General features: G+C 65.8%; 16 protein-coding genes, 2 pseudogenes and 1 riboswitch. Of the genes and pseudogenes, 6 read left to right on the top strand and 12 right to left on the bottom strand.

Going from position 1 to position 22,771, the window contains the following annotated elements:
- Positions 1 to 7: 7 nt before the first annotated feature.
- Positions 8 to 1,335 (bottom strand): annotated as a pseudogene (locus tag ACSKB9_RS04175) (MFS transporter).
- Positions 1,336 to 1,765: 430 nt separating this feature from the next.
- Here ACSKB9_RS04175 and ACSKB9_RS04170 point away from each other — a divergent pair.
- Positions 1,766 to 4,045: a ComEC/Rec2 family competence protein gene (locus tag ACSKB9_RS04170; protein ID WP_438071770.1), complete on the top strand. Its 2,280-nt coding sequence runs from the start codon at positions 1,766 to 1,768 to the stop codon at positions 4,043 to 4,045.
- Here the strand turns inward: ACSKB9_RS04170 and ACSKB9_RS04165 are convergent.
- The 9 genes from ACSKB9_RS04165 to ACSKB9_RS04125 form a co-directional block, all read right to left on the bottom strand.
- A complete protein-coding gene (locus ACSKB9_RS04165; protein WP_229193503.1) occupies positions 4,042 to 4,269 on the bottom strand; it encodes a hypothetical protein in 228 nt (75 codons plus the stop codon). The two genes, ACSKB9_RS04170 and ACSKB9_RS04165, sit on opposite strands and share 4 nt — an antisense overlap.
- Positions 4,270 to 4,414: 145 nt before the next feature.
- Entirely contained in the window at positions 4,415 to 4,843 is a 429-nt protein-coding gene (locus ACSKB9_RS04160) for a hypothetical protein (protein ID WP_026192810.1), read from the bottom strand.
- A 256-nt stretch (positions 4,844 to 5,099) separates the two neighbouring features.
- Positions 5,100 to 5,804 (bottom strand): transcriptional repressor LexA, encoded by a 705-nt coding sequence (gene lexA, locus ACSKB9_RS04155; protein WP_016841600.1) that lies wholly within the window; start codon positions 5,802 to 5,804, stop codon positions 5,100 to 5,102.
- A 245-nt stretch (positions 5,805 to 6,049) separates the two neighbouring features.
- Entirely contained in the window at positions 6,050 to 7,261 is a 1,212-nt protein-coding gene (locus ACSKB9_RS04150) for a molybdopterin molybdotransferase MoeA (RefSeq protein WP_438071769.1), read from the bottom strand.
- 19 nt (positions 7,262 to 7,280) lie between these two features.
- A complete protein-coding gene (locus ACSKB9_RS04145) occupies positions 7,281 to 7,913 on the bottom strand; it encodes an HAD family hydrolase (protein WP_438071768.1) in 633 nt (210 codons plus the stop codon).
- A gap of 454 nt (positions 7,914 to 8,367) precedes the next feature.
- A complete protein-coding gene (locus tag ACSKB9_RS04140) occupies positions 8,368 to 8,526 on the bottom strand; it encodes a hypothetical protein (protein WP_229162854.1) in 159 nt (52 codons plus the stop codon).
- The gene (gene glyA / locus ACSKB9_RS04135; RefSeq protein WP_438071767.1) at positions 8,523 to 9,749 is read right to left on the bottom strand and encodes a serine hydroxymethyltransferase; all 1,227 of its coding nucleotides are present in this window, start codon (positions 9,747 to 9,749) and stop codon (positions 8,523 to 8,525) included. The genes ACSKB9_RS04140 and glyA overlap by 4 nt, the downstream gene beginning before the upstream one ends.
- Before the next feature lie 163 nt (positions 9,750 to 9,912).
- Positions 9,913 to 9,998: riboswitch (ZMP/ZTP riboswitch) on the bottom strand.
- A gap of 99 nt (positions 9,999 to 10,097) precedes the next feature.
- Complete coding sequence (locus ACSKB9_RS04130; RefSeq protein WP_438071766.1) at positions 10,098 to 10,760, bottom strand: response regulator; 663 nt, start codon at positions 10,758 to 10,760, stop codon at positions 10,098 to 10,100.
- Positions 10,757 to 12,184, bottom strand: a complete 1,428-nt coding sequence (locus ACSKB9_RS04125; RefSeq protein ID WP_438080053.1) for a histidine kinase — start codon at positions 12,182 to 12,184, stop codon at positions 10,757 to 10,759. Before ACSKB9_RS04125 ends, ACSKB9_RS04130 begins: the two co-directional genes overlap by 4 nt.
- A gap of 237 nt (positions 12,185 to 12,421) precedes the next feature.
- Between ACSKB9_RS04125 and ACSKB9_RS04120 the strand changes: the two genes are divergently transcribed.
- The 3 genes from ACSKB9_RS04120 to ACSKB9_RS04110 all read left to right on the top strand — a co-directional run bounded on the left by ACSKB9_RS04120 (position 12,422) and on the right by ACSKB9_RS04110 (position 15,682).
- Positions 12,422 to 13,357, top strand: a complete 936-nt coding sequence (locus tag ACSKB9_RS04120) for a DUF2380 domain-containing protein (RefSeq protein WP_438071765.1) — start codon at positions 12,422 to 12,424, stop codon at positions 13,355 to 13,357.
- Between the two features lie 137 nt (positions 13,358 to 13,494).
- The gene (locus ACSKB9_RS04115) at positions 13,495 to 14,406 is read left to right on the top strand and encodes an amino acid ABC transporter substrate-binding protein (RefSeq protein WP_438071764.1); all 912 of its coding nucleotides are present in this window, start codon (positions 13,495 to 13,497) and stop codon (positions 14,404 to 14,406) included.
- A 259-nt stretch (positions 14,407 to 14,665) separates the two neighbouring features.
- On the top strand, positions 14,666 to 15,682 hold the full coding sequence (locus ACSKB9_RS04110; RefSeq protein ID WP_438071763.1) for an ABC transporter substrate-binding protein: 1,017 nt from the start codon (positions 14,666 to 14,668) through the stop codon (positions 15,680 to 15,682).
- 696 nt (positions 15,683 to 16,378) lie between these two features.
- Here ACSKB9_RS04110 and ACSKB9_RS04105 read toward each other — a convergent pair.
- Positions 16,379 to 16,564 (bottom strand): annotated as a pseudogene (locus ACSKB9_RS04105) (hypothetical protein); the annotation flags it as partial.
- 676 nt (positions 16,565 to 17,240) lie between these two features.
- On the opposite strand from ACSKB9_RS04105, the gene ACSKB9_RS04100 reads away from it, so the two are divergent.
- Together ACSKB9_RS04100 and ACSKB9_RS04095 are read left to right on the top strand one after the other, a co-directional pair.
- On the top strand, positions 17,241 to 18,227 hold the full coding sequence (locus tag ACSKB9_RS04100; RefSeq protein ID WP_438080051.1) for an NADH:flavin oxidoreductase/NADH oxidase: 987 nt from the start codon (positions 17,241 to 17,243) through the stop codon (positions 18,225 to 18,227).
- A gap of 154 nt (positions 18,228 to 18,381) precedes the next feature.
- Positions 18,382 to 19,740 (top strand): S41 family peptidase, encoded by a 1,359-nt coding sequence (locus ACSKB9_RS04095; protein WP_438071762.1) that lies wholly within the window; start codon positions 18,382 to 18,384, stop codon positions 19,738 to 19,740.
- Positions 19,741 to 20,034: 294 nt separating this feature from the next.
- On the opposite strand, the gene ACSKB9_RS04090 is transcribed toward ACSKB9_RS04095, so the two are convergent.
- Positions 20,035 to 22,767: a bifunctional diguanylate cyclase/phosphodiesterase gene (locus ACSKB9_RS04090; protein WP_438071761.1), complete on the bottom strand. Its 2,733-nt coding sequence runs from the start codon at positions 22,765 to 22,767 to the stop codon at positions 20,035 to 20,037.
- Positions 22,768 to 22,771 lie beyond the last annotated feature (4 nt).

Below are 22,771 nucleotides of genomic sequence, written 5' to 3'. Positions count from 1 at the left end.
GACTCCGTCACGATGCGGCTTTCGCCTCGATCTGCTCCCAAATTCTGGTCTTGCGTGTCTCGGGCATGATGAAGACGGCGATCACGAAGCACACCGCGGGAACGACAATCGGGTAGATCAGCGCGTAGCCGATGCTGCCGGTCGCCGCGAAGGCGGCCGATGTGATGAACGGCACCAATCCGCCGCCCCAACCATTGCCGATATGATACGGCACCGAGACCGAGGTGTACCTGATCCTGGCCGGGAAAAACTCCGCCAGGAACGCGCCGACCGGCCCGTACACCATCCCGACATAGCAGACGAGGATGAAGATGATGAAGACGGCGACCGGATAGTTGATGTGTCCCGGCTGCGTGACCATGCCGAGCCACAGATACAGCGGATAGTAGGTGATCGCGGCAAGCAGCATTCCTCCGAGGATCACGGACTTGCGGCCGATCTGATCCGACAGCCAACCAAAGAAGATCAGGCTCGGCGTTGCGATCAACAATGCGGCCCCCACGATGTAGGCCGAGGTAACCGCATCGACCTTGGAGACCTGCTGCAGGAAGTACAGTGCCCAGAACTGACCACTGTACCAGACCACGCCCTGTCCAATCAGGACGACGATGGCGATCAGGATGTACTTGATGTTGGCGCTGAGGAAAGCTTCCCGCCGGGATTCTGCGTCATCTGTCCCTGTGCCTTGATCTCCTGGAAAATCGGCGTCTCCTGGAGCTGCAGGCGGATGTAGATGGCGATCGCCACCAGCAGGAACGAGACCAGGAACGGAACGCGCCACGCCCATTCGTCGAAGGCCTGATTGCCGGCCCAGGTTCGGGTCAGAACGATCACGGCCAGTGACACCACGATCCCGAGTGTCGGCGAGGTCTGTAGCCAGCCGGTGTAGTAGCCGCGGCTATCGTCCGGAACATGCTCGGCGACATAAGTGATGGCGCCGCCATATTCGCCGCCCAGGCATAGACCCTGGATCATCCGCAAGCCGAACAGAAGGAATGCGGCCGTCAGGCCGATCGACTGATACGTTGGGATCAGTCCGATCGCGCCGGTCCCCAGTCCCATTCCGCTCAGCGTAATGAGAAAAGTATACTTGCGGCCGACCCGATCGCCCATCCATCCGAACAGGAAGGCCCCCAGCGGGCGGATCAGGAATCCGGCAGTGAACAGCGCGATCGTGCTCAGCAGGGCTGCGACGGGGTGGGATTGCTCAAAGAACTTGACCGACAGAACTGCGGCCAGGCTGCCAAAAATATAGAAGTCGTACCATTCAATGATGTTTCCCACTGACGCAGCGACAATCACGCGACGAAAATCGCTTGGTACTTGAATTGCCATGTGCTGCTCCTATCAATTGCAAACGCTACTCCTCGCGTTTTTTCAGCGATCAATCCGCTCGCGGAGTGCGCGTGGTGCGCGGCGTTGCAGGCGAGATTTGCGAGTTCGTCCGCAATGCCTGGTCTCAGGGGAGTTGAGGGCCGCCTGAGAAGAGCTCCAGCGGCCTTCAGTGCCGCGAGCCGTTGCCACCTCATCCCTGTCTGTTCGGGAGTGGAGGCATCGGAACAGTCTAGTCCCAATGGGATCGGTATCTAATGAGACTTTCGGCTCGATCGGCTTGACGCAGGCAAAGGCAGTGGCCTGCCGCCGGGAGCCGCGACGCGGGGCGGTCCCGGTATCTCGCCTTGCCGGTCCGTATTCTGCATCCGTTCCGCTAGTCGGGTGACTGCGGTATCCGCTAGCCTTGCCACCGGCAGGGATCGCAAGCGGAATGGCGGAGCAGGGCACGACGCCGGGCGGCAAACGCGGCTACGCGGGGACGTGGCCGCCGCGCACGGCTGCGCCGGTCGGCGGCTTTCTCCCGGCGCGCGCCGGGATCTGGAAGCCTCTCGTCGAGACATTGCGGCAATGGGCGCGGGCGGAGGCGGGGGCGGGCCGCCTGTTGCCCTGGGTGCCGGTGGCGTTCGGCACCGGCATCGCGTTCTATTTCGCGGCCGAGCACGAGCCGGTGCTGTCGGTCGCGGCCACAGTCGCAATCCTGCTCTGCCTGCTGGCGCTGCTGCTGCGGCGGCGCAGCGTGTTTCCCGTCATCGCGCTGCTGGCCGCGGTGGCCGCGGGCTTTGCGACAGCGACCTGGAAGACGGCGCGCGTCGCTCACACGGTGCTGGCGCGGCCGATGTTCTCGGTGGCGCTGACCGGCTTCGTCGAGACGCGCGACATCCGCGAGAAGACCGATCGTTTCGTGCTGCGCGTGGTTTCGACGGAGAGCCCGCGCGACATGACGAAGCTCGATCGGGTCCGGCTCTCGGTGAAGAAGGGCACCGCGCCCGACGTCGGCAGCTTCGTTGAGTTGAAGGCGCGGCTGCTGCCGCCGCTCGGGCCGCAACGCCCGGGCTCCTATGATTTCGGCCGTGACCTGTATTTTCAGGGCATCGGCGCCTCCGGCTTCGTGATGGGCGCGGTCAAGACCAGGGAGCCGCCGGCGACCGGCGGTTTTGCGCTGCGCTACGCCGCCTTCATGCAAGGCCTGCGCGACGCCATCGACGCGCGGATTCGCACCACGCTCGACGGCGATCAGCGCGCGATCGCGACCGCCTTGCTCACCGGCCGGCGCGATGCGATCTCGACGCCGGTCAACGATGCGATGTTCATCTCGGGGCTCGGCCATGTGTTGTCGATCTCCGGCTACCACATGGCCGTGGTCGCCGGCGTCGTGTTCTTCGCGGTGCGCGCGCTGCTCGCGCTGTTTCCGGCGCTGACGGCGGGGCATCCGATCAAGAAATGGGCGGCGGCGGCCGCGCTGGTCGCCGCCGCATTCTATCTTCTGCTGTCGGGCGCGGAGGTTGCGACGCAGCGATCGTTTTTCATGACCGCCGTGGTGCTGCTCGCCGTGATCGTCGACCGCCGCGCGATCACCTTCCGGACGCTGGCGGTGGCAGCGCTGATCGTGCTCGCGATCGCGCCGGAGGCGCTGGTGCATCCCAGTTTCCAGATGTCGTTTGCGGCAACGCTCGGGCTGGTGGCGCTGGTGCAGATCGGGCTGCCGAACCTGCTGGCGTCGCCCGACCATTCGGCGACCGCGCGGGTTGCGCTGTGGGGCGGCCGCGAGCTCACGATGCTGATGCTGGCCTCGCTGGTGGCTGGGCTGGCGACGACGCCCTATGCCGCGTTCCATTTCCACCGCGTGACGCCCTACGGGCTGCTCGCCAACCTTGCGGCGATGCCTGTCGTGTCGGCGGTCGTGATGCCGGCCGGCCTGCTGGGGCTCGTCGCCATGCCGTTCGGCTTCGACGGCGTGTTCTGGGCGATCATGGGTCTTGGCATCGACTGGATGATTTTGGTGACGCAATGGGTCGCCGCACTCCCGGGCGCGGTCGGCCGGATGGCGGCGTTCGGCGTCGGGCCGCTGATTGCAGCCAGTGCCGGCATCATCCTGCTCGGGCTGCTGCGCACGCCGCTGCGCTGGTCGGGCGCGGTGCTGCTGCTGATGGCTTCGGTCTGGGCGCTCAGGGTGCCGCAGCCGGACGTGCTGATCTCCGGCGACGGCCGCAACGTCGCGGTGCGTGGCGGCGACGGACGGCTGCATCTGATGCACAGCGCCAAGGATGCGTTCCTCGTCAAGGAGTGGCTGGCGGCGGACGCCGATGCGCGCACCGCCACCGATGTGTCGCTCGGCGAGGGCGTCTCCTGCGATGCCGGCGGCTGCGTGACCCAGGGACCCGGCGGCGCCTTCGTCGCGCTGACGACCCGGCCGGAGGCGCTGGCGGACGACTGCGAGCGCGCAGGCCTGATCGTGACGACGCGGCCGGCGCCGCAGGGCTGCGCGACATCGGTGATCGATGCCGAGCGGCTGCGCCGCCACGGCGCGCTGGTGCTGCGACGGAGCAGGGACGGCTACGTCGTCGATGCGGTCAAGCCCGGCGGGATCGACCGGCCGTGGTCGCCGGCGGTTCCCGGCGACGGCGAGAGCGAGACGACGCTACGCGCCCCCGCGCCGCGGCCTGCGGTGGATGCGACGCCGGCCGAGACCGATCTGCAGGGCGATGATTAGCCGTGGTCTGGCGAGGGGCCGCTCGGCAGCTCGAACAGGCCGAGATGATATTCGTCGGAGTCGGGGCCGGCGTCGGGCTTCTTGACGAGAGTGAAGGAAGCCTCGGGAAATTGCTCCCAGACTTTCAGGTCGTCGGCCGTTACTGTCAGCCAACCGAACCGGAACATATAGCGGCCCGGTTCCGTGACGCGTCCAGCCTTTTGCCATGTGACCTTATCGACCACCGCGCACGTCCTCCGTGCCCGATGATGCGCCAAGGCGCCGGCCGACGCAAATCTCCTTCTGCGCCCCGGAAGCGGGAGTCCGGGGTCGCCCGAAATTGCTTAGGTCATCCGCCGCCGAACAGCTCATTCCGCGGCGACGATGCGCTCAACCCAAAAACAGCGTTGCGAATGCGGAGGGCCGCCGCTCCACAACCTTCGGCTTCTGCTCGACCGGCGGATGCAGCGCCGGCAATTGCAGCACGCTGACGCGCTGTCCCTCGACCAGCTGGGTCACCAGCACATGGCTGCCGTCGGGGAATTCGACCGCGTCATGATGCCGATCGGGCACGTCGGGCTCGACTTCGTTGAACACGCCGACGCGATAGTTCAGCGTCTTGGTCCAGATCCAGCGGCTGTCGTAGCGAACGTTCTCGGCGAAAGCGAGTTCGGTGCCCGGCAGCATGCAGACCGCGACAGTGGGATCGTTCTCCGAAGCAAAGCCGCGGGTCGACGTGCCGCGGAACGTCGTCGTGATCAGCGTCTCTCCGACAATGGCGGGGCGCGATGCCACGGCGTGCAGACTATAGTCACACATCGGATGGCTCCTCATTTCGAGGTAGCGACCCGTGCCTCTCCTTGAGGCATTAGGGCCTCTACCAGAGTGGACGATAGCGAACGAGCGTCTGCTCGTTTCTGGGCGATTGTACGACTGGTTCGAGACCGCCCCGATCACAAACACGCGACGCTGCGCGAGAGGTATCGGAGCGCATCGGACAGGCCGTACGGTACGCTATCTTTCAAGGAACGATCCGACGTGTTGCTCGTTCCCGGCCGCCGCAAGTATTTGCAGTTCAGTATTTGCGATAAAGGCCGATCAGCTTGCCCTGGATGCGGACCCGGTTCGGCGGCAGGATGCGCACTTCATAGGCGGTGTTGGCCGGCTCGAGCGCGATCGATGCGCCGCGGCGGCGGAAGCGCTTCAGGGTGGCTTCCTCCTCGTCGATCAGCGCCACCACGATGTCGCCGGTATTGGCGACGTCGTTGCGCTGGATCAGTGCCATGTCGCCGTCGAGGATGCCGGCATCGACCATTGAGTCGCCGCGCACCTCGAGCGCATAGTGCTCGCCGGCGCCGAGCATGTCGGGCGGCACGCTGATGGTGTGGCTGCGGGTCTGCAGCGCCTCGATCGGCGTACCGGCGGCGATCCTGCCCATCACGGGGACCGCGACCGGACGGTTGCCGTCGTCCTCGGCAATCGGCGGCGTGCTGGCGCGCCGGCCGAGGGTGCCTTCGATGACGCTGGGCGTGAAGCCGCGGCGACCGTTGCCGCCGCCGGCCGAGAGTTCGGGCAGCTTGATGACCTCGATGGCGCGGGCGCGGTTCGGCAGGCGGCGGATGAAGCCGCGCTCCTCCAGCGCAGTGATCAGGCGGTGGATACCGGACTTCGAGCGCAGGTCGAGCGCATCCTTCATCTCGTCGAAGGAGGGCGGTACGCCGGCCTCTTTCAGACGTTCATTGATGAAACGCAGAAGTTCGTACTGTTTGCGCGTGAGCATCTCGAGTATTCCCCCGGTTGATAGCGTCGTTCGATTCCGAGAACTCTTCTGGTGGGGCCTGCAGGCGGGGCCTGACTTCAGAAGCTCGTGCTCGTTGCACCTGCTTCCACGCGGCTTCCCGATTGTAGACACCAGTACTCGAAACAAATCATGAACGGACACTATATGTTCGATATGTGTTCCGCAACCACTTAATTTCCGGTGAACGCGCTCGGGCGACGCACAATCGGCGCGGTGGGAAAGCCCTATTCGGGTAGCGTCAAGATCTCGCATTCGCTGCCTTCGACGGCCGCCGCCGCGAACGGCGGACGCACGAGAAGTGCCCGTGCCGCAGCGAGATTCCCGAGCAGCGACAAGTCCTGCTGTGTCACCGGCGTTGCGATCAGCGTGCCGTCCTCGCGCGCTTCGAGGCGCGCACGCAGATAGTCCTCGCGCTGGTCGTTGGCGGCGAGGTCGCGGCCGAGCAGGGCGCTCGCGCGGCGATGATGAATCACTTTCCGGCCGCTCAGCGCCCGAATCAACGGCACCAGGAACAGGAAGGCGCAGACATAGGACGACACCGGATTGCCGGGCAGGCCGATCACCCGCATCGCGCCGAGCCGGCCATGCATCATCGGCTTGCCGGGCCGCATCGCGATCCGCCAGAACGCCATCTCGACGCCCTCGGCTTCCAGCGACCGCTTGACGAGATCGTGGTCGCCGACCGAGGCGCCGCCTGTCGTGATGAGGACATCGGCGCGGGCCTCGCGTGCCCGGCGGATACCGGCCGTGGTCGCCTCTACCGTGTCGGCGGCAACGCCGAGGTCGATGGTCTCGGCGCCTTCGGCGCGCGCCAGCGCCCGCAGCGCGTAGCCGTTGGAATAGACGATCTGGCCGGGACCGGGCTGCGAGCCCGGCATCACCAGCTCGTCGCCGGTCGCCAGCACGGCGACCTTCGGGCGGCGGCGCACCGCAAGTTCCGGATAGTTCATGGCGGCCGCCAGCGACAGCGCGCGGTCGGACAGGCGGCTGCCACCGGCGAGCAGCACCTCGCCCTCACGGAAGTCGACCCCGGCCTGGCGGATGTGCCGCCCGACGTCGGCGGCCTCTGAGATCGTGATGTGGTCGCCGTCGACGGCGGTGTCCTCCTGGATGATCACAGCGTCGGCGCCATTGGGGATCACGCCGCCGGTGAAGATCCGCACCGCCTCGCCGGCGCCGACCGTCCGCTCGAACGGCCGGCCGGCGGCGACTTCGCCGATCACCTTGAGCCGGGCCTTTAGATCAGCCGCATCGGCGGCGCGCACCGCATAGCCGTCCATCGCCGACATCGGCTGCGGCGGCTGGGTGCGGAGCGCAGCGAGGTCGTGCGCAAGCGTGCGGTGGTAGGCGGCATCGAGCGCGACCATCTCCTCCGGCAGCGGTTCGGCGCCGGCGAGGACGGCGGACAGGGCATCGGCAACCGGCATCAGGGCCACGCTCAGAGCTCCTCAATTCCTAATGTTCAATACCAAGTGCGGTCAAAGCCCTTGCCACGTCATCCGTCGATGTCACGTGGATAGCATGAAGGCCGCGCGCCCGCGCACCTTCGATATTGGCGGCCAGGTCGTCGAAAAACAGGATCCGCGACGCCGGCACGCCGATGGCTTTTACCACATGATCATAGGCCTCGGCGTCGGGTTTGCGGAAGCCGATGCTCGAGGACAGGAAGACGTTGCGGAAATGGCTGAGCAGCTCGGCATGGGTGACCGAGAAATGCGCGACATGGGCCGGATTGGTGTTGGAGAAGGCGTAGAGCGGCATCCGCTTGGCGGCCGCCGCGAGTAGCGGGGCGATGCCCGGCATCTCGCCGGTGAAGATCGCATTCCAGCCTTCGAGAAACTGGGCGTCCGTGATGTTGATGCCGAGCGTCCGGCGCAGGCTTTCGAAGAACGCCGCGTCGTCGATCCGACCGATCTCGTGATGCTTGAAACTGTCGTCGACGACAAAGCGCGTGGCGAGCTCGGCGGGCGCACAGCCTGCATGCTGCGCCCAGTGCGCCACCACCTTGTCAAAGTTGATGTCGAGCACGACGCGGCCGATATCGAACAGCAGCACGTCGACGGAGTTGGGAGAGAATTGCGAGGTCATTGCGTGAAACCGTGTACGAGAATTGCGGGCAGGCGGCAATGTCCTCGATTTCAGTGGCGGGTGCGTGGATCGTGCGTGGCGTTGCATTCATCGCGAGACTGTTCCCGCGCACACCGTCGTCCCGGCGAAGGCCGGGACCCATAACCACCGCATTTGATCAGGAACGGGATCGTGGTCCCAGCGTCGCGCAACAATTGAGATTTGGGGTAATGGGTCCCGGCCTTCGCCGGGACGACGGCGGGTGTCGTCGCTTGTGCGTCAAACATCCGCATTCTCGCGACATGATCTGTCCGAGCCTTGCTCTTTTCACCCTATATTATTTTTGCTGCGGGGCTTGGCTTGCCGCGTCGGGCAACTCAGTGGCACGCACGCACGCGCTTTCAGCGCACCAAGCGACTTGATGCTTGCCGCGGCCTGACGCCCGCGGTGGCTTGGTGCCCGCCGGGCGTAGCTCTCACATCCTGGACAGCGCCAGGCCGAGGTAACCGATCAGCGCACCGGTGCTGAGAATGATGACGACGAGCGCCTGTTCCGAGCGTGCTTGCAAGGTTTTCCGGGTCACGGCGTTGGACGCTCCGTCTTCGAGATCATGCGGTCCAACGAACAGCATCAATTTCCGTTCCGGTCCTTCCCACGGGAACCTTCACGACCTGCCGAGTGACGCGACGAACGGAACGCGGGCCGGCCGCCTATGAGGGCGGCGCGATCCCCGGAACGGGGAAAGCGCAGGCACATCTCGACGCTGTTCGACCTCAATCGCTTGACGACCGCTGCATCTCCCTTCGACCGGAGGGACTCCGCAATGAATTCGGCGATCAGGCGCATTTCGGGCTCGCCCATGCCGCGCGTGGTCGCCGCCGGCGTCCCGAGGCGAATGCCGCTCGGCTTGAGCGGCGGACGCGGATCGTCGGGAATGATCTGCTTGTTTGCGGTGATCCCGACGGCGTCGAGGATGTTCTCGGCCGCGCCGCCGTCCAGGCCGACGCTGGCCACCGTATCCACGACCATCATGTGATTGTCGGTTCCGCCGGTGATCAACGTCATGCCGCGTTCCATCAACGCTTCGGCCAGGACCTTCGCGTTGCGCATGACCAGCCTTGCATAGGCGTGAAAATCGGGCGTCGAAGCCTTCTTCAGCGTGACCGCGGTTCCGGCCACAACGTTCATGTGCGGACCTCCCTGCAATCCCGGGAACACCGACGCGTCGATCTTGCCGGCGAACTCCCGGCGACAAAGAACGATGCCGCCGCGCGGCCCGCGAAGCGTCTTGTGCGATGTCGTCGTCATCACGTCGAAACCCGCATCGAGCGGATTGCGCAAGGCGTTGCCGGCGATCAGGCCGCCGTAATGGCTGACGTCCGCCATGGTCAGTGCACCCACCTCATCGGCGATGCTCTTGAAGGACGCATAATCCAGATCGCGCGGATAAGAGCTGTAGCCGCACAGCACCAGCTTCGGACGGACGTGCCCGGCCATGGCGCGGAGCTCATCGAAATCGATGGCGCCGCCGTTTGACGGCTGCGTCTTGTAGCGGGCGAAGTTGAAGAGCCGCCCCATGTGCGACACCGGCGCGCCATGGGTGAGATGGCCGCCGTGTGACAGGTCCATCGCCAAGATCGTATCGCCGGGCTGCAGCAGGCCGAGATACACGGCCTGGTTCATTGGCGACCCGGACAGAGGCTGAACGTTGGCATGTTCGGCGCGGAACAGCGCGCAAGCGCGCTGTCGGGCAAGGTTCTCTATCTGGTCGGTAAATTCCTGGCCGCCGTAATAGCGGCGTCCCGGATAACCCTCGGAATACTTGTTGGTGAACACCGATCCGAGCAGCTCGAGCACCTCGGGATAGGTGTAGTTCTCCGACGGAATCGAGCTCGACGCCGTCTTGCTGGCGGCGCTCCTCGCCCTCGAGCGCAAGGGCAACTTCCGAATCGTTGAGATGGAGTTCATTGCGGAATGACGGCATGGTCCGGGCTCCCTAAGACGCTGGATCATCAGCTGAACGGGTTGCCCAGGCGAACGGCGTTGGAACCCTTCGCGCTTCACCGTGGTCGATTCCACGTAAGCTCGCCAGTCGCGCGAGGGGCGAATGAGCCTGCGAAGCTCATCGCGAGCAAAAGGCTATCCAATCCCCGGCAGGCCCGCAAGGGTTGGTTGCTGGCGGTTGGTTGCTGGCGCCGCCGCGGGTCAGCGCTCGCCGAGATCAATCTGCGTCAGGATGCCTTGCCGCAGCGCGAGGCGGACCAACTCGATATCGGTGCCGACGCCGAGCTTGTCCTTGATCAGGGAATGCAGGTTCGCGACCGTCTTGGGGCTGAGGTGCAGCGCCGCGGCGATCTCCTCGGTGGTGTTTTCCGCGAGCAGCATCCGCAGCACCTCGAATTCCCGCGCGGTCAGGAGGTCGGCCGCCTTGGTCTCGCCGGCAAGGTGGCTGAGCGCGAGTTCGTGGTCGATGTCCGGGCTGATCGCGATCTTGCCTGACAGCGCATCCATCACGGCGTGCACCAGCGTCTCCGGCGGGCTGGTCTTGGTGACATAGCCGCTCGCGCCGGCGCGGATCGCCTGCACGGCAAAGGCCGCGTTCTGGTGCATGGTGAACACCAGGATTTTTGCGCGCCTGTCCCACTGCCGGAGGCGGCGGATGGCCTCGATGCCGCCGATGCCGGGCATCGACAGGTCCATGATGACGAGGTCGGGCCCGGTCTCCTTGTAGAGGCGATAGGCCTCGACACCGTCGGAGGCTTCGGCGACGACGCAGAGGCCCGGCTGCTTCTGCAGCATCGCCCGGTAGCCCTCCCGGACGACGGCGTGGTCGTCGACCAGCATGATGGTGCGCGCCGCGTGGCTCATGCCGCGCGCTCCACCGGTGCGGCCTCTCGGCTGGCCGTGACGGGAACGATGACGCGGAGCGAGGAGCCGCTGGGCTGTCCGGTCTCGAAGCTGAGCCGCCCGCCCAGCGCGGCGACCCGTTCGCGCATGCCGAGCAGGCCGAGGCCGGACCTGAGCTGGGGATCGCCTTTGGGATCGGGATCGCCGGGCTGGCCGTCATCCTCGATCGCGAGCACGATCGCGCGGGCGCCGCCGCCGGGCGCCGCCTCGCGCATCTCAAGCCGCAGCATCACGCGCGTGGCGCCGGCATGCTTGGCCGCGTTGGTCAGCGCCTCCTGCACGATGCGGTAGAGATTGGCGCTGACGGAGGCGGCAAGGCGCTCGAACGATCCCGATATGGTGATCTCGAACCGCGGCTGTCCGCGGCCGCGGCCGTTCCAGCCTGCGACCAGGCCCTCGAGGCTGGCCGCAAGTCCGAGTTCGTCGACATCGGGCGGGCGGAGCCGCAAGAGGGCGCCGCGCAACGTCTCCATCATGCCGGTCGCGGTCCGCGCGATGCCGTCGCATTCGGCGAGCAAAGGCGGGCAATCCGCCGCCGCGGTCTGGCGCGCCGAGGCGGCGAGCGCACGGATTGCGGCCAGCGACTGCCCGAACTCGTCATGCAGCTCACGCGCGAGGTGCCGGCGCTCCTCGTCCTGCACCAGGATCAGTTTCTGCGTCAGCGCGTTACGGTCGGAGAGTGCGGCGGCGAGGCGCTCGGCGAGCTGGTTGAAGACGTCGCCGATCGCCGACAGTTCGGCGAGATCGAACGGCGGCAGGCGCGCGGCGAGGTCGCCTGCGGCGATCCGCTCGAGCCCGTCGCGGATCCGCCGCGTCGGACGCAGCGCGCGCGCCAGCGCCGCATAGACCAGGGCGCAGAGCAGCGGCAGCGCGATCATGAACACCGCCATCAGCCGGCCGGCATCGTGCCAGGCCTCTGCGGTCGGCACCGCCGGATCGATCCAGGCCACGGCCTCGCCGATGGCGTTGCCGCGCGAAACCACCTGCCGCACGGCCTCGCGGCCGGGATCGAACAGGCGGCGATAGAGCGCCGCGAAGGCCAGCGGCGGCGCGGCCGTGTCAGTCTGCGCGCCGCCGCAGAAGCGTTGGCTGATCTCGCCGCTATTGCTGCGAAAGGCGAGGCACAGTCCCGGCGTCATGACCGAGGCGGCAACGCTGTCGAGATCGGGAAATTCGGAGCGCGCATTGTTCAGCCACTGGATCTTGCTCTGCTGCAGCTCCAGCGTCTTGGCGGCGACATCGGCAACGGCCGCGATCCGCCCGCGCACCGAGCGGTCGGCCTCGATCAGGAAGTAGCCGGAGATGACGGCAAAGCAGAGCGTCGAGACGATCGCCACGCGCAACGTCAGCCGCAGTTTCAGATCGCTTCCGGACCAATTCCACATTGGCGTACCCTCAGAGATCGCAGACGGCTTCGGCACGCGATCGCGGGCAGGGCCGTCACGCACATTAAACGGCAGAACGGAGGCGTCGAGAAGCGCCGCCATGGGCGTTCTTCGGGCGCGGACCATCGTCGTGAAATTTTCCCGGCACCGGGCGGGAGGCGCTCTGCTGCTGCGCGGAGGCCTATCGGCCCAGGATGCGACCGACCCGCCCGCGCCCGCATCCGAAAGGCCCAGGCTATGCGTCAATCCCGTCTTGTCTTGCACGCCCTCGCGTTGATCGGCCTTCTGGCCGGACCTTGTCCGCTGCGCGCCGAAGCCGGCACGGCGGTGGCATCCCCGCTTGGCGTCAGCATCGACGATTTCAGCTATGTCGACACCTCGGGCGAGGTCATCGATCAGACTGTTGCGCACCAGAAGCGGCTCGACGCGTTCATGCGCGCGCTGCGCGCCGACGTCGCCGCGGAGCCGCGCTATCGCCTGGTGCCAGCAGCGGCGCCCGCAGGCGAGGCCCGGATCAAGGTGGTCGGCGGCGTGCAGAAGATGAGCACGCTGGTGCAGTGGGCCAAGGTGGCGGTCATCGATGTCGAAGGGAGCCGCGTGCTATACGAAAAGCTCTACACGTTTCGCGGCGACAATGACGAGGCATGGGACCATGCGCGGATGTTCGTATCGCGCGAGCTGCGCGGCGTTCTCGCGGGCGTGCCGCCGCCGGCGCAGACCGCCACGGCTGCGCCGATCGGGCTTGCGGTGTTCGAATTCGAGCTTGAGGACACCTCCGCGGCAACCGCGTCCGGCCTTGCCGACGCCGATGCGGCCTACCTCGCCGATGCCACCAACGGCGTGCGTGACCGGCTTGCGCAGTCGGGCCGCTACCGCCTGGTCGATACCGGCGGCGCGACCGCGGAGCCCGTCAAGGCGCGTGCGCTGCGCGACTGCGACGGTTGCGAGGCCGCGATCGCGCAACAGCTCGGCGCCGATCAATCGCTGATCGGCGTGATCAGGCGGGTCAGCCGGACCGAATACACGATCGGCTTCCAGCTGCGCGACGCCCGCAGCGGCGCGGTCGTCGCACGCGGCGACAGCGGCCTGCGGATGGGCGCCGATTATTCCTGGACCCGTGGCGCGGTCCGCCTGGTCAGCGATCGCCTGCTCGAGGGTGGGGCGCAGCGCTAGGGATGCGTCGCGGCTGCGGGTGCGACTTTGGCAGGCGGACCATAGCAAAGTGCGATAGCTGCTAGACACACCGTCATCTGGCACCACGCTCATGCGTGCGCTATCACCGCCGTCTGATCACCGCACAGGAGCCGCCGATGCGTTTGCCCGCCATCCTCTTCGCCCTCACGCTCGCCGCAAGCCCCGCGGCGGCCGAGGAGCTGTCGGGCACGCTGCAGAAGATCAAGGAGACGAAGAAGGTCACGCTCGGCTTTCAGGAGGCTTCCGTTCCCTTCAGCTATCTCGACGACAATCAGCGGCCGATCGGCTTTGCGCTCGACATCTGCCTGAAGATCGTCGATGCCGTGAAGAAGGAGCTCGGCGCATCCGACATCGCCGTCGACTACCTCCCGGTGACCTCGTCGAACCGCATTCCGCTGATGGTCAACGGCACGATCGATTTGCATTGCTCGGCGACCACCAACAGCGCGGACCGCCAGAAGCAGGTGACCTTCACCAACACGCACTTCCTCAGCGCGACACGGTTTGCCGCCAAGAAATCTGCAGGGATCAACACGATCGACGACCTCAAGGGCAAGTCCGTCACCGCCGTTGCGGGCTCGGTGAACCTCACGCAGCTCATCAAGGTCAACACCGAACGCAAGCTCGGCATCAACGTTCTCCCGGCAAAGGACCAGGCCGAGGCGTTCCTGATGCTGGAGACCGATCGCGCCCAGGCCTACGCGCTCGACGACGTCCAGCTTGCGGTTGCGATCGCGCGATCGAAGCAGCCTTCGCTCTACATGATCAGCGAGGAGGCGTTCTCGAAGGCAGAGCCGTTCGGCATCATGCTGCGCAGGGAGGACATCCCGTTCAAGGCGCTCGCCGACCGCGCCACGGCGGAGCTCTACAAGAGCCCCGAGATCGAGGTCATGTACAGGAAGTGGCTGGAAGCGCCGACCCCGCCGAAAGGCATCAATTACAACGTGCCGATGTCGCCGGCGCTGCGCCAAGCGTTCGCCAATCCGAGCTCGAGCTTCGATCCCGATGTGTACGAGCTTGCGAAGTAGCGGGAAGTAGCCCGCATGAGCGAAGCGACATGCGGGTAAGGTCCAGCGTGAATCGATGGCGGGACCCCGGATATCGCGCTCGTCATCCGGGCTACGATTGGCCGACCGGGCGGCGAAAAACGAATCATCGCGCGGAGTTGTCGATCCATGGAACGGCCTTTCTCGCGCACGGCGAAAAACGAAATAGCGTCTCATATACATCGGGCGGTTTTCTCCTAAGCTTGCAGCAGTTGTGACTGTTGATCAGGAGCTCAAGCCGGTGACTACGCCATTTTCGCTTTCGCGACGTTCTGCGCTCGGCGTGCTTGCCGGAAGTCTGATTACCGGCGGTGCGCGCGCGGAAACCGGGGCGGGTGGCGGCACCGATCTCGGCGGCGTCACATTGCGCGTGGCCCACTACAAGGGCGGCTGGCGCCAGCTGTTGCAGGCCGCGGGCGAGGACAAGACGCCGTACAGGATCGAGTGGAAGGAGCTCAACAACGGTGTGCTCCACATCGAGGCCTTGAACGGCGATGCGCTCGACATCGGTTCGGGCAGCGAGATTCCGGCGATGTTCGCGGCGCGCCAGAATGCCAAGGTGCGCTTCATCGCCGTCACCCATGAGGATCTCAACATCCAGGTCACTGTGGCGGCCAAGGACGCGCCGATCCATTCGATCGCCGATCTCAAGGGAAAGCGCGTCGGCTATGTACGCGCGACCACGGCGCATTATTTCCTCGCCAAGCAACTCGAGGAAGCCGGCCTTGCGTTTGGCGATATCGAGGCCATCAATCTGACGCCGTCCGACGGCTATTCGGCGTTCGCCTCCGGCAAGCTCGATGCCTGGGCGATCTACGGCTATAACGGGCAACTCGCGATCGCCAAGCAGGGCGCGCGGCTGCTCAAGACCGGCGCCGGCTACCTCTCGGGGAATTTCCCGATCTACGCCAATCCGAAGGCCGTCGACGATCCGCTGCGTCACGCGGCCGTGAGCGATCTGCTGCTGCGGATCCAGCGCGCCTATGCGTTCGCCAACAAGAATTTTCCGGTCTATGCGGCCGCGCAGGTGGCGGAGACGCATCTGCCGTTGCAGGACATCCTCGACCAGTTCGCCCGTCGCAGCGACGATTTCGCGCTCGCCGGGGTGACGCCTGACGTGCCGGAGACGCACCAGAAGGTCGCCGACACCTTCTTCAAGCTCGGCGTGCTCGACGCGCGCGCGGAGGTTGGAAAATTCTGGGACACCAGCTTCAATGACGCGATCGCGGCGGGCGCGGCGAGGCTCGCGAAGCTCTGACCGCGATCTGGCTTGTATAGGCTACGTCATTTGCGGGCGCGCCCGCGCAAATCGATCGTGGTTCTCGGAGATCGTTCACTCACCCCGCGACCAACAGCAGTCCGCGAGCACCTCCAATGATTTACGGCCCCAGCGTGACGGCTGGGGCCGCAGGAGGTGGTGTGTGCCTCTGGGGCAATGAATCAGAGGACAGCCACTGAACCCCACACCGATGACAATGTTCCAACCGGCTGCGGCCGGCCGTGCCGTGCTGCCATGCAGACTGAGAAGCTTGCAGACCGCGCCAGGACCGTACCATCATGACGTCGGCCGGCCCGAATCGAATGCGGGCTTGGTGGACGGCCCCAGCGTCGGCCTTCGGCCCCAAAGGGTGCCGAGGTCGCATTTCTGCTTGCAGCTGATTTTTTCGTTATGCCGATTGTTCTGCGGAGCCGACATTGAATCACGACGCATTGGCAAAGCTCACCGTCACCATCATTGTCCTGGTCGCGTTGCTGGTATGGCGCGTTGCCGACCAGAAGAAGTCGATTGAATGCGGAGCAAATTGCCCGACCGATCTCTCCGCGAGCCGGAAGACCGCTCAATAGATCGGAGCACCTTGATCAACGGCGCGTGTCGCACCTGCGCCGATCGGGCTCAGCGAGCTTTGCAGGCGCTATTCCGGTTCACGGCCGCCCGGTCAGCATGGCGCGCAGCCTAGCGCTTTGCGGGTGGGCCGCTCTTGTTGCCGGGCTGTCCCTTAATGTTCGACGGATCCTGTTCCTGGACATGCAGGTTCTGCGAGTTCGAACCGACCGTGCCCTGCTTGGCGGGCGGCCCGCTCTTGTTGCCCGGCGCCCCGGCGATCCCGGTTCCGGAACTTTGAGCGCTCGGAGACGTCGTGGCGCTTGGGGAACCGGCGGCCGTATCGGGGCGTCCCGGAGGCGTTGCGGCCGCGCCGGGCTTGTCCTGATCGCCGACATAGCCGGATTCACCGGAGTTGCGGGTCTTGGCGCCCTTGTCGGCCTCGTTTTGCAGGTTCTGGGCAACCGCGTGTTGCGCCAGTATCGGGCCGGTTGCCATGGCACCGGCGATGAGCAGTGCGATTGTGCGGGTCCTCATGCAGTGTCCCTCCTCTGGGTTGCCGGGGACAACACGCATCGCGATCATCATTTCCTGTGCGCGCGAAAAATCGCCGCGAGGGAACAAAGCATGGCGAACGTGCCGCGGCCCGCTACAGCGCTGCCATGCCGCGATCCGTTTGAGCGGCGGCCGGCGTGCCTCTATCGGCCATTGCGCGGTGCGTATATCGTCCGCGCCAAACACAAGATCGGTCCCGCGCGCCGGGTAACGACGCATAATGAGGAAGCGATGTCCGACATGCTGCTGTTTTCGCCAATGACCATCCGCGGCGTCACGCTGAAGAACCGCATCGTGGTGCCGCCGATGCACCAATACTCCGCCGAGAAGGGCTTTCCGACCGACTGGCATCTGATGAATGCCGGCAAGTTCGCCGCCGGCGGCGCCGGTCTCGTGATCGTCGAAATCGACCAAGGTCGAGCGGCGCGGCTGTGGCACGATCGGCGATCTCGGTATCTGGGACGACAAGTTCATCGCGCCGCTCAGCCGCCTGGTTGGCTTCATCAAGCAGCAGAAAGCGGTCGCCGGCATCCAGCTCGGCCATTCCGGCCGCAAGGCGCGTGCGAGCCGGCCCTGGGAGGGCGACCGTCCGCTCGAACGCACCGCCGAGATCGAGGATTGGGATGCCTGGACGCCGGTGGCGCCGAGCGCGATCGCCCATAGCGAGCGATGGCCGGTGCCGCGCGCGCTGGATACGCATGAGGTGAAGGAACTCGTCGCAGCCTGGGGGCAGGCGGCACGACGCGCCCATGCGGCAGGGTTCGAGGTGCTGGAACTGCACGGCGCCCATGGCTATCTCGTGCACGAATTCCTCTCCGGGCGCTCCAATCAGCGCAGCGACGAGTATGGCGGCTCGGAAGCCAACCGGATGCGCTTCCTGATCGAGGTCACCGAGGCGGTGCGGGCGCACTGGCCGGATCACAAGCCGCTATTCGTGCGGCTGTCGGTCGAGGACAATGCCGGCTGGGGCCCGGAGCAGAGCGCGCGGCTCGCCAGGATCCTGAAAGCGAAGGGCGTCGATGTGATCGACTGCTCATCGGGCGGAATCAGCGAGATGGCGCCGATCCTGGGCAAGGAGATCAAATACAACTATCAGGTGCCGCTCGCGGAATATGTCCGCGCCCATGCCGATATCATGACCATGGCGGTCGGCCTGATCATCCACGGAGACCAGGCCGAACAAATCCTGCGTGATAAACAAGCAGATTTGATCGCGGTCGGCCGGGAAATCCTCAATAACCCGAACTGGCCGATGGACGCCGCGCTCAAGCTCGGCGTCGAGGGGCCGTTCCGCAACGTTCCTCCGCAGTTCGGCTATTGGCTGGGCACGCGGGCCAAGCGCGGATTCGGCACCCAGCCGTCGACCTGGCAGAACGGGTTGCGGGAGACTGGGCCAAAGGCCGACGAAAGGCTGACAGGGGGCTGACAAAGAGGCCGATCCGGGCACCGTGACAGGACCGTAATGGTCCGGTGACAACGCGGCCTTGATCCGACCAAAAAGCCGTTGTGTGGTGCCCCGCGTCGGGGTGGGGCCGAATGTTGCGAAACGTTGCCGGCCGTTAGCGAAGGGATCACGGATAATGCGCAAACATGTTGGCTTCTTGCTCGGGACGGTCGCGGGCGCGTGTCTCACCTTGCTCGTGGCCTCGCCGCAGGGCGCGCATCTGTTCGCCGTCGCCAACGCCGCCGCGCATTCCGACAACAGCAACACCTATTCGCAGCTCAATCTGTTCGGCGAGGTGTTCGAGAAGGTCAAGACCGACTACGTCGAGAAGCCCGAGGACGCCAAGCTCGTCGAGGGCGCGATCAACGGCATGATCTCCTCGCTCGATCCGCACTCCCGCTACATGAACGAGAAGGGCTGGGCGGAGATGCAGGAGACCACGCATGGCGAGTTCGGCGGGCTCGGCATCGAGGTCACCATGGAGGACGGCTTCGTCAAGGTGGTGGCACCGATCGACGACACGCCGGCCTCGCGCGCCGGCATCATGTCGGGCGACGTGATCACCTCGATCGACGATGACCAGATCCAGGGCATGACGCTCGACCAGGCCGTCAACAAGATGAAGGGCGCGCCCAACAGCTCGATCCGGCTGAAGATCATCCGCAAGGACGCCGACAAGCCGATCGAGGTCTCGATTACGCGCGAGATCATCCGCGTCCGCCCGGTGAAGTATCACGTCGAGGGCGGCGACATCGGCTATATCAGGATCACCTCGTTCAACGAGCAGACCACCGAAGGTCTGCGCAAGGCGATCGGCGAGATCCAGAAGCAGGTCCCGCAGGACAAGCTCGCCGGCTACGTCGTCGACCTCCGCAACAATCCCGGCGGCCTGCTCGACCAGGCGGTCTCGGTGACCTCGACCTTGATGCAGCGCGGCGAGGTGGTCTCGACCCGCGGCCGCAATCCCGAGGAAACCCAGCGCTTCACCGCGCATGGCGGCGACATGACCAAGGGCAAGCCGCTCGTCGTGCTGATCAACGGCGGCTCGGCCTCGGCCTCCGAGATCGTCGCCGGCGCGCTGCACGACCACAAGCGCGCGACCCTGATCGGCACCCGCTCGTTCGGCAAGGGCTCGGTGCAGACCATCATTCCGCTCGGCACCGGCAACGGCGCGCTGGCGCTGACCACGGCGCGCTATTTCACGCCGTCGGGCCATTCGATCCAGGCACTCGGCATCAAGCCCGACATCGAGGTGCTGCAGGACGTGCCGGACGAGTTCAAGACCCGCTCGGAGATCAAGGGCGAGGCCTCGATGCGCGGCCATCTCTCCGCCGAGGGCGCCGAGCAGACCGGCTCGCAATCCTACGTCCCGCCGGACGAGAAGAACGACAAGGCGCTCGCCGCGGCGTTCAACCAGCTGCGCGGCGTCACCGTCAACGCCGACGCCAAGAACGCCGACACCAAGGCCGCGCAGAAGCGGCCGGTGCCGAACTAGAACCCGACACATGTAGCCCGGATGGAGCGAAGCGAAATCCGGGAGCTGTCTGCGCGTTTGCAAGGTCCCCGGATTGCGCGGGGCCCGTCATCGGGCGCGCGTTCGTGCGACCTGTTGGCTCCATCCGGGCGCCGTCGCAGGCGCGTGCTGCCAAAATATCGAAAACAACCCCATGCAAAGGAGCCGGCGGTGGCTGGCGCTCGACCAATTTGACACGTCGGGCAATTACAGGGCATTCTTCCAAAATTCCGAAATCACGCAAGCGCCCCTCGGGCTCCCGCCTTGCGAGCAGCCTTACGCCGCGCCGGCGACGGGTTTGCGCCGACGCGCCGTGCTCGCTCCCGCAGCGGGGCCGCGGCGATGCCCGGCCAGCAGCTCGCGGATCTGGGCGGCGGGCTTTGGCGGGCTGAACAGATAGCCCTGCATTTCCGAGCAGCCGAGCTCGCGCAGCAATTGCTGCTGCTGCGCGGTCTCGACGCCTTCCGCCGTCGTCGTCATGCTGCGCTCGGCGGCGATGTTGACGACGGCCTCGACGATGCCGGCCGAGCCCTGCGGATCGGCGATGTCGGTGACGAAGCAGCGGTCGATCTTGATCTTGTCGAACGGGAATCGCTTCAAACAGCTCAGCGACGAATAGCCGGTGCCGAAATCATCGAGCGCGATCCTGATCCCGATGGCGCGCAGCTGGTGCAGCGCGGCCAGCGCCGTCTCGTCGTCGCGGATCAGCACCGCCTCGGTGATCTCGAGCTCGAGCCGGCTCGCTGACAGCCCCGACGATGCAAGCGCTGCGATCACCTTGAGCGCCAGCGTGCCGCTGCGGAACTGCACCGGCGAGACGTTGACGGCGAGCCTGACGTGGTCGGGCCAGCTCACGGCTTCCTTGCAGGCCGTCATCAGCACCCACTCGCCGAGCTGGTTGATCAGGCCGGTCTCTTCCGCGATCGGCACGAATTCGGCCGGCGAGATCATGCCGCGCTGTGGATGACGCCAGCGCACCAGCGCCTCGCAGCCGGTGATCTCGTTGCTGCGCAGGTCGACGCAGGGCTGGTAATGCACTTCGAGCCCGCTGCCGGCGGCGATCGTCTGCCGCAACTCCATCTCGAGCTCGCGGCGGGCGCGGGCGTCGGCATCCATCGCCGGCTCGAAGAAGCGGAAGACGCGCCGGCCGGCCGACTTCGCCGCATACATCGCAAGATCGGCGTTCTTCATGATCTGGTCGAGATCGGTACCGTCTTTCGGCGCCAGCGCGATGCCGATGCTGGCGTCGGTCGTGACCTGGTGGCCGAGGCACTGATAGGGCGCGCGGATCACCTCGTAGATGCGCGCGACGAGGTCGGCGACCTCGGCCTCGCTCTTCACCCCGGTCTGCACGATCGCGAACTCATCGCCGCCGAGGCGGGCGACGAAATCGCCTTCGCCGATCACGCCGCTCAGCGTCCGGGCCACGGACTTGAGAAGCTCGTCGCCGACCATGTGGCCGAGCGAGTCGTTGACGCCCTTGAATTCGTCGATGTCGATATAGAGCACCGCAAGCTGGCTGTCGGGCGTGACATGCGGCAGCTCGCGCCTGATTTCCTCGTGGAACAGCGCGCGGTTCGGCAGGTCAGTGAGCGCATCGTAGTGGGCGAGATGCGTGATGCGCTCCTCGGCGCGGCGGCGCTCGGTGACGTCCTCATGGGTCGCAAGCCAGCCGCCGTCGGCCAGCGGCTCGTTGACGACCTGGATCGAGCGCCCGTCGGGCGTCGTGATCACCATGGTGTTGCGGATGCCGACGTCGCGCAGCACGAGATTGACGTAGCGCTCGACGTCGCCCTGGAACGAGCCGGTCCGGTGACGATGCACGATGACGTCGCGGAAGCTGCAGCCGGGCTTGATGATGTCGGCCGACAATCCGTACATCTCGATATAGCGCCTGTTGCAGATCACGAGGCACTGCGCGGCATCGAACAGCAACAGCCCCTGCGTCATGTTGTTGACGGCGGTGTCGAGCCGCAGCTTCTCCAGCGTCAGGCGCTGCTGCTGGGCGCGATGCTGCTGCACCAGCTTGCGCACCACCAGCGTCAGCAGGATCGCGATCGCCAGCACCGAGACGCTGGTCACCGCGATCAGGATGCCGATCTGCTCGCGCCAGTTGGCGAGCGCCGCCTCCGTGGTGCTCGTCGCGACGACGACGATCGGGAATTTGGTCAGTGCCCGCGACGACACCAGGCGGTCCTTGCCGTCGACCGGGCTGGCCAGCCGCGTCGTGCTCTGCGGCAGCTCGAACACCTGCTGCTGATTGACCGGACCGTTGCGGAAATTCTTCCCGATCAGCTCCTCGACATGGGGATAGCGCGCCAGCAGCGTGCCGTCGCGATGATGCATCGAGATCGCGGCGCCGTCGCCGAGCGCCACGGTGGAGAAGAATTTCTCGAAGGCCGCCGGCTCGATGCCGCGGCCGACCACGCCGAGGAATTCGCCATGCGGACCGGTGACCTTGCGGACGATGACGGTGGTCCAGTTTCCGGTGATGCGGCTCACCACCGGCGCGACCTGCATGTCGGGCGAATAGGGGCTCGACTTGAAGATCTGGAAGTAGGGGCGGTCGGCAATGCTGGCCTGCGGCAGCGGCCAGGCGCCCGAGCTGTTGATCAGAACGCCGTCGGCGTCGAACACGTTGAGGCTGCCGACATTGGACAGCGCGTCCATCTTGGATTTGAGCATCGCATGGATGTCGGCGGCCGACATCCGGCGCTTGTAATTCTCCGGCGTCGCGATTGCATTGTCGCGCATGAACGTGATCAGGTCGCGCTGGACGACTTCGAGATCGTCGAGCTGCTGGTCGAAATGCCGCGCCAGCAGCAGTACGGTGTTCTCGAGCTCACGCTCGCTGTTGTGCAGGGCGCGATCGCGGAAATTCTCCGCCATCAGCGTAGCGCCGATCGCGATCGCGGCCATCATCACGGCGCCGCCGAGGATCAGCCAGCGGATCGGACCGTTGCCGATCACCGATTTGATGTTGAACGTGGCGCTGCCGTTTGGAGTCATTTGC

It is taken from the genome of Bradyrhizobium sp. BR 1433, assembly GCF_051547665.1.
Classification (GTDB): Bacteria; Pseudomonadota; Alphaproteobacteria; order Rhizobiales; family Xanthobacteraceae; genus Bradyrhizobium; species Bradyrhizobium australafricanum.
The sequence above is the reverse complement of the archived record's forward strand: the minus strand, read 5'-3'. Positions and strand labels throughout refer to the sequence as shown.

Coding starts and splice junctions, on each gene's coding strand:
- ACSKB9_RS04115 (WP_438071764.1), top strand. CDS start 13,495: ATGCGTTTGCCCGCCATCCTCTTCGCCCTCACGCTCGCCGCAAGCCCC.
- ACSKB9_RS04170 (WP_438071770.1), top strand. CDS start 1,766: ATGGCGGAGCAGGGCACGACGCCGGGCGGCAAACGCGGCTACGCGGGG.
- ACSKB9_RS04095 (WP_438071762.1), top strand. CDS start 18,382: ATGCGCAAACATGTTGGCTTCTTGCTCGGGACGGTCGCGGGCGCGTGT.
- ACSKB9_RS04125 (WP_438080053.1), bottom strand. CDS start 12,184: ATGTGGAATTGGTCCGGAAGCGATCTGAAACTGCGGCTGACGTTGCGC.
- ACSKB9_RS04120 (WP_438071765.1), top strand. CDS start 12,422: ATGCGTCAATCCCGTCTTGTCTTGCACGCCCTCGCGTTGATCGGCCTT.
- ACSKB9_RS04160 (WP_026192810.1), bottom strand. CDS start 4,843: ATGTGTGACTATAGTCTGCACGCCGTGGCATCGCGCCCCGCCATTGTC.
- ACSKB9_RS04090 (WP_438071761.1), bottom strand. CDS start 22,767: ATGACTCCAAACGGCAGCGCCACGTTCAACATCAAATCGGTGATCGGC.
- ACSKB9_RS04130 (WP_438071766.1), bottom strand. CDS start 10,760: ATGAGCCACGCGGCGCGCACCATCATGCTGGTCGACGACCACGCCGTC.
- ACSKB9_RS04145 (WP_438071768.1), bottom strand. CDS start 7,913: ATGACCTCGCAATTCTCTCCCAACTCCGTCGACGTGCTGCTGTTCGAT.
- lexA (WP_016841600.1), bottom strand. CDS start 5,804: ATGCTCACGCGCAAACAGTACGAACTTCTGCGTTTCATCAATGAACGT.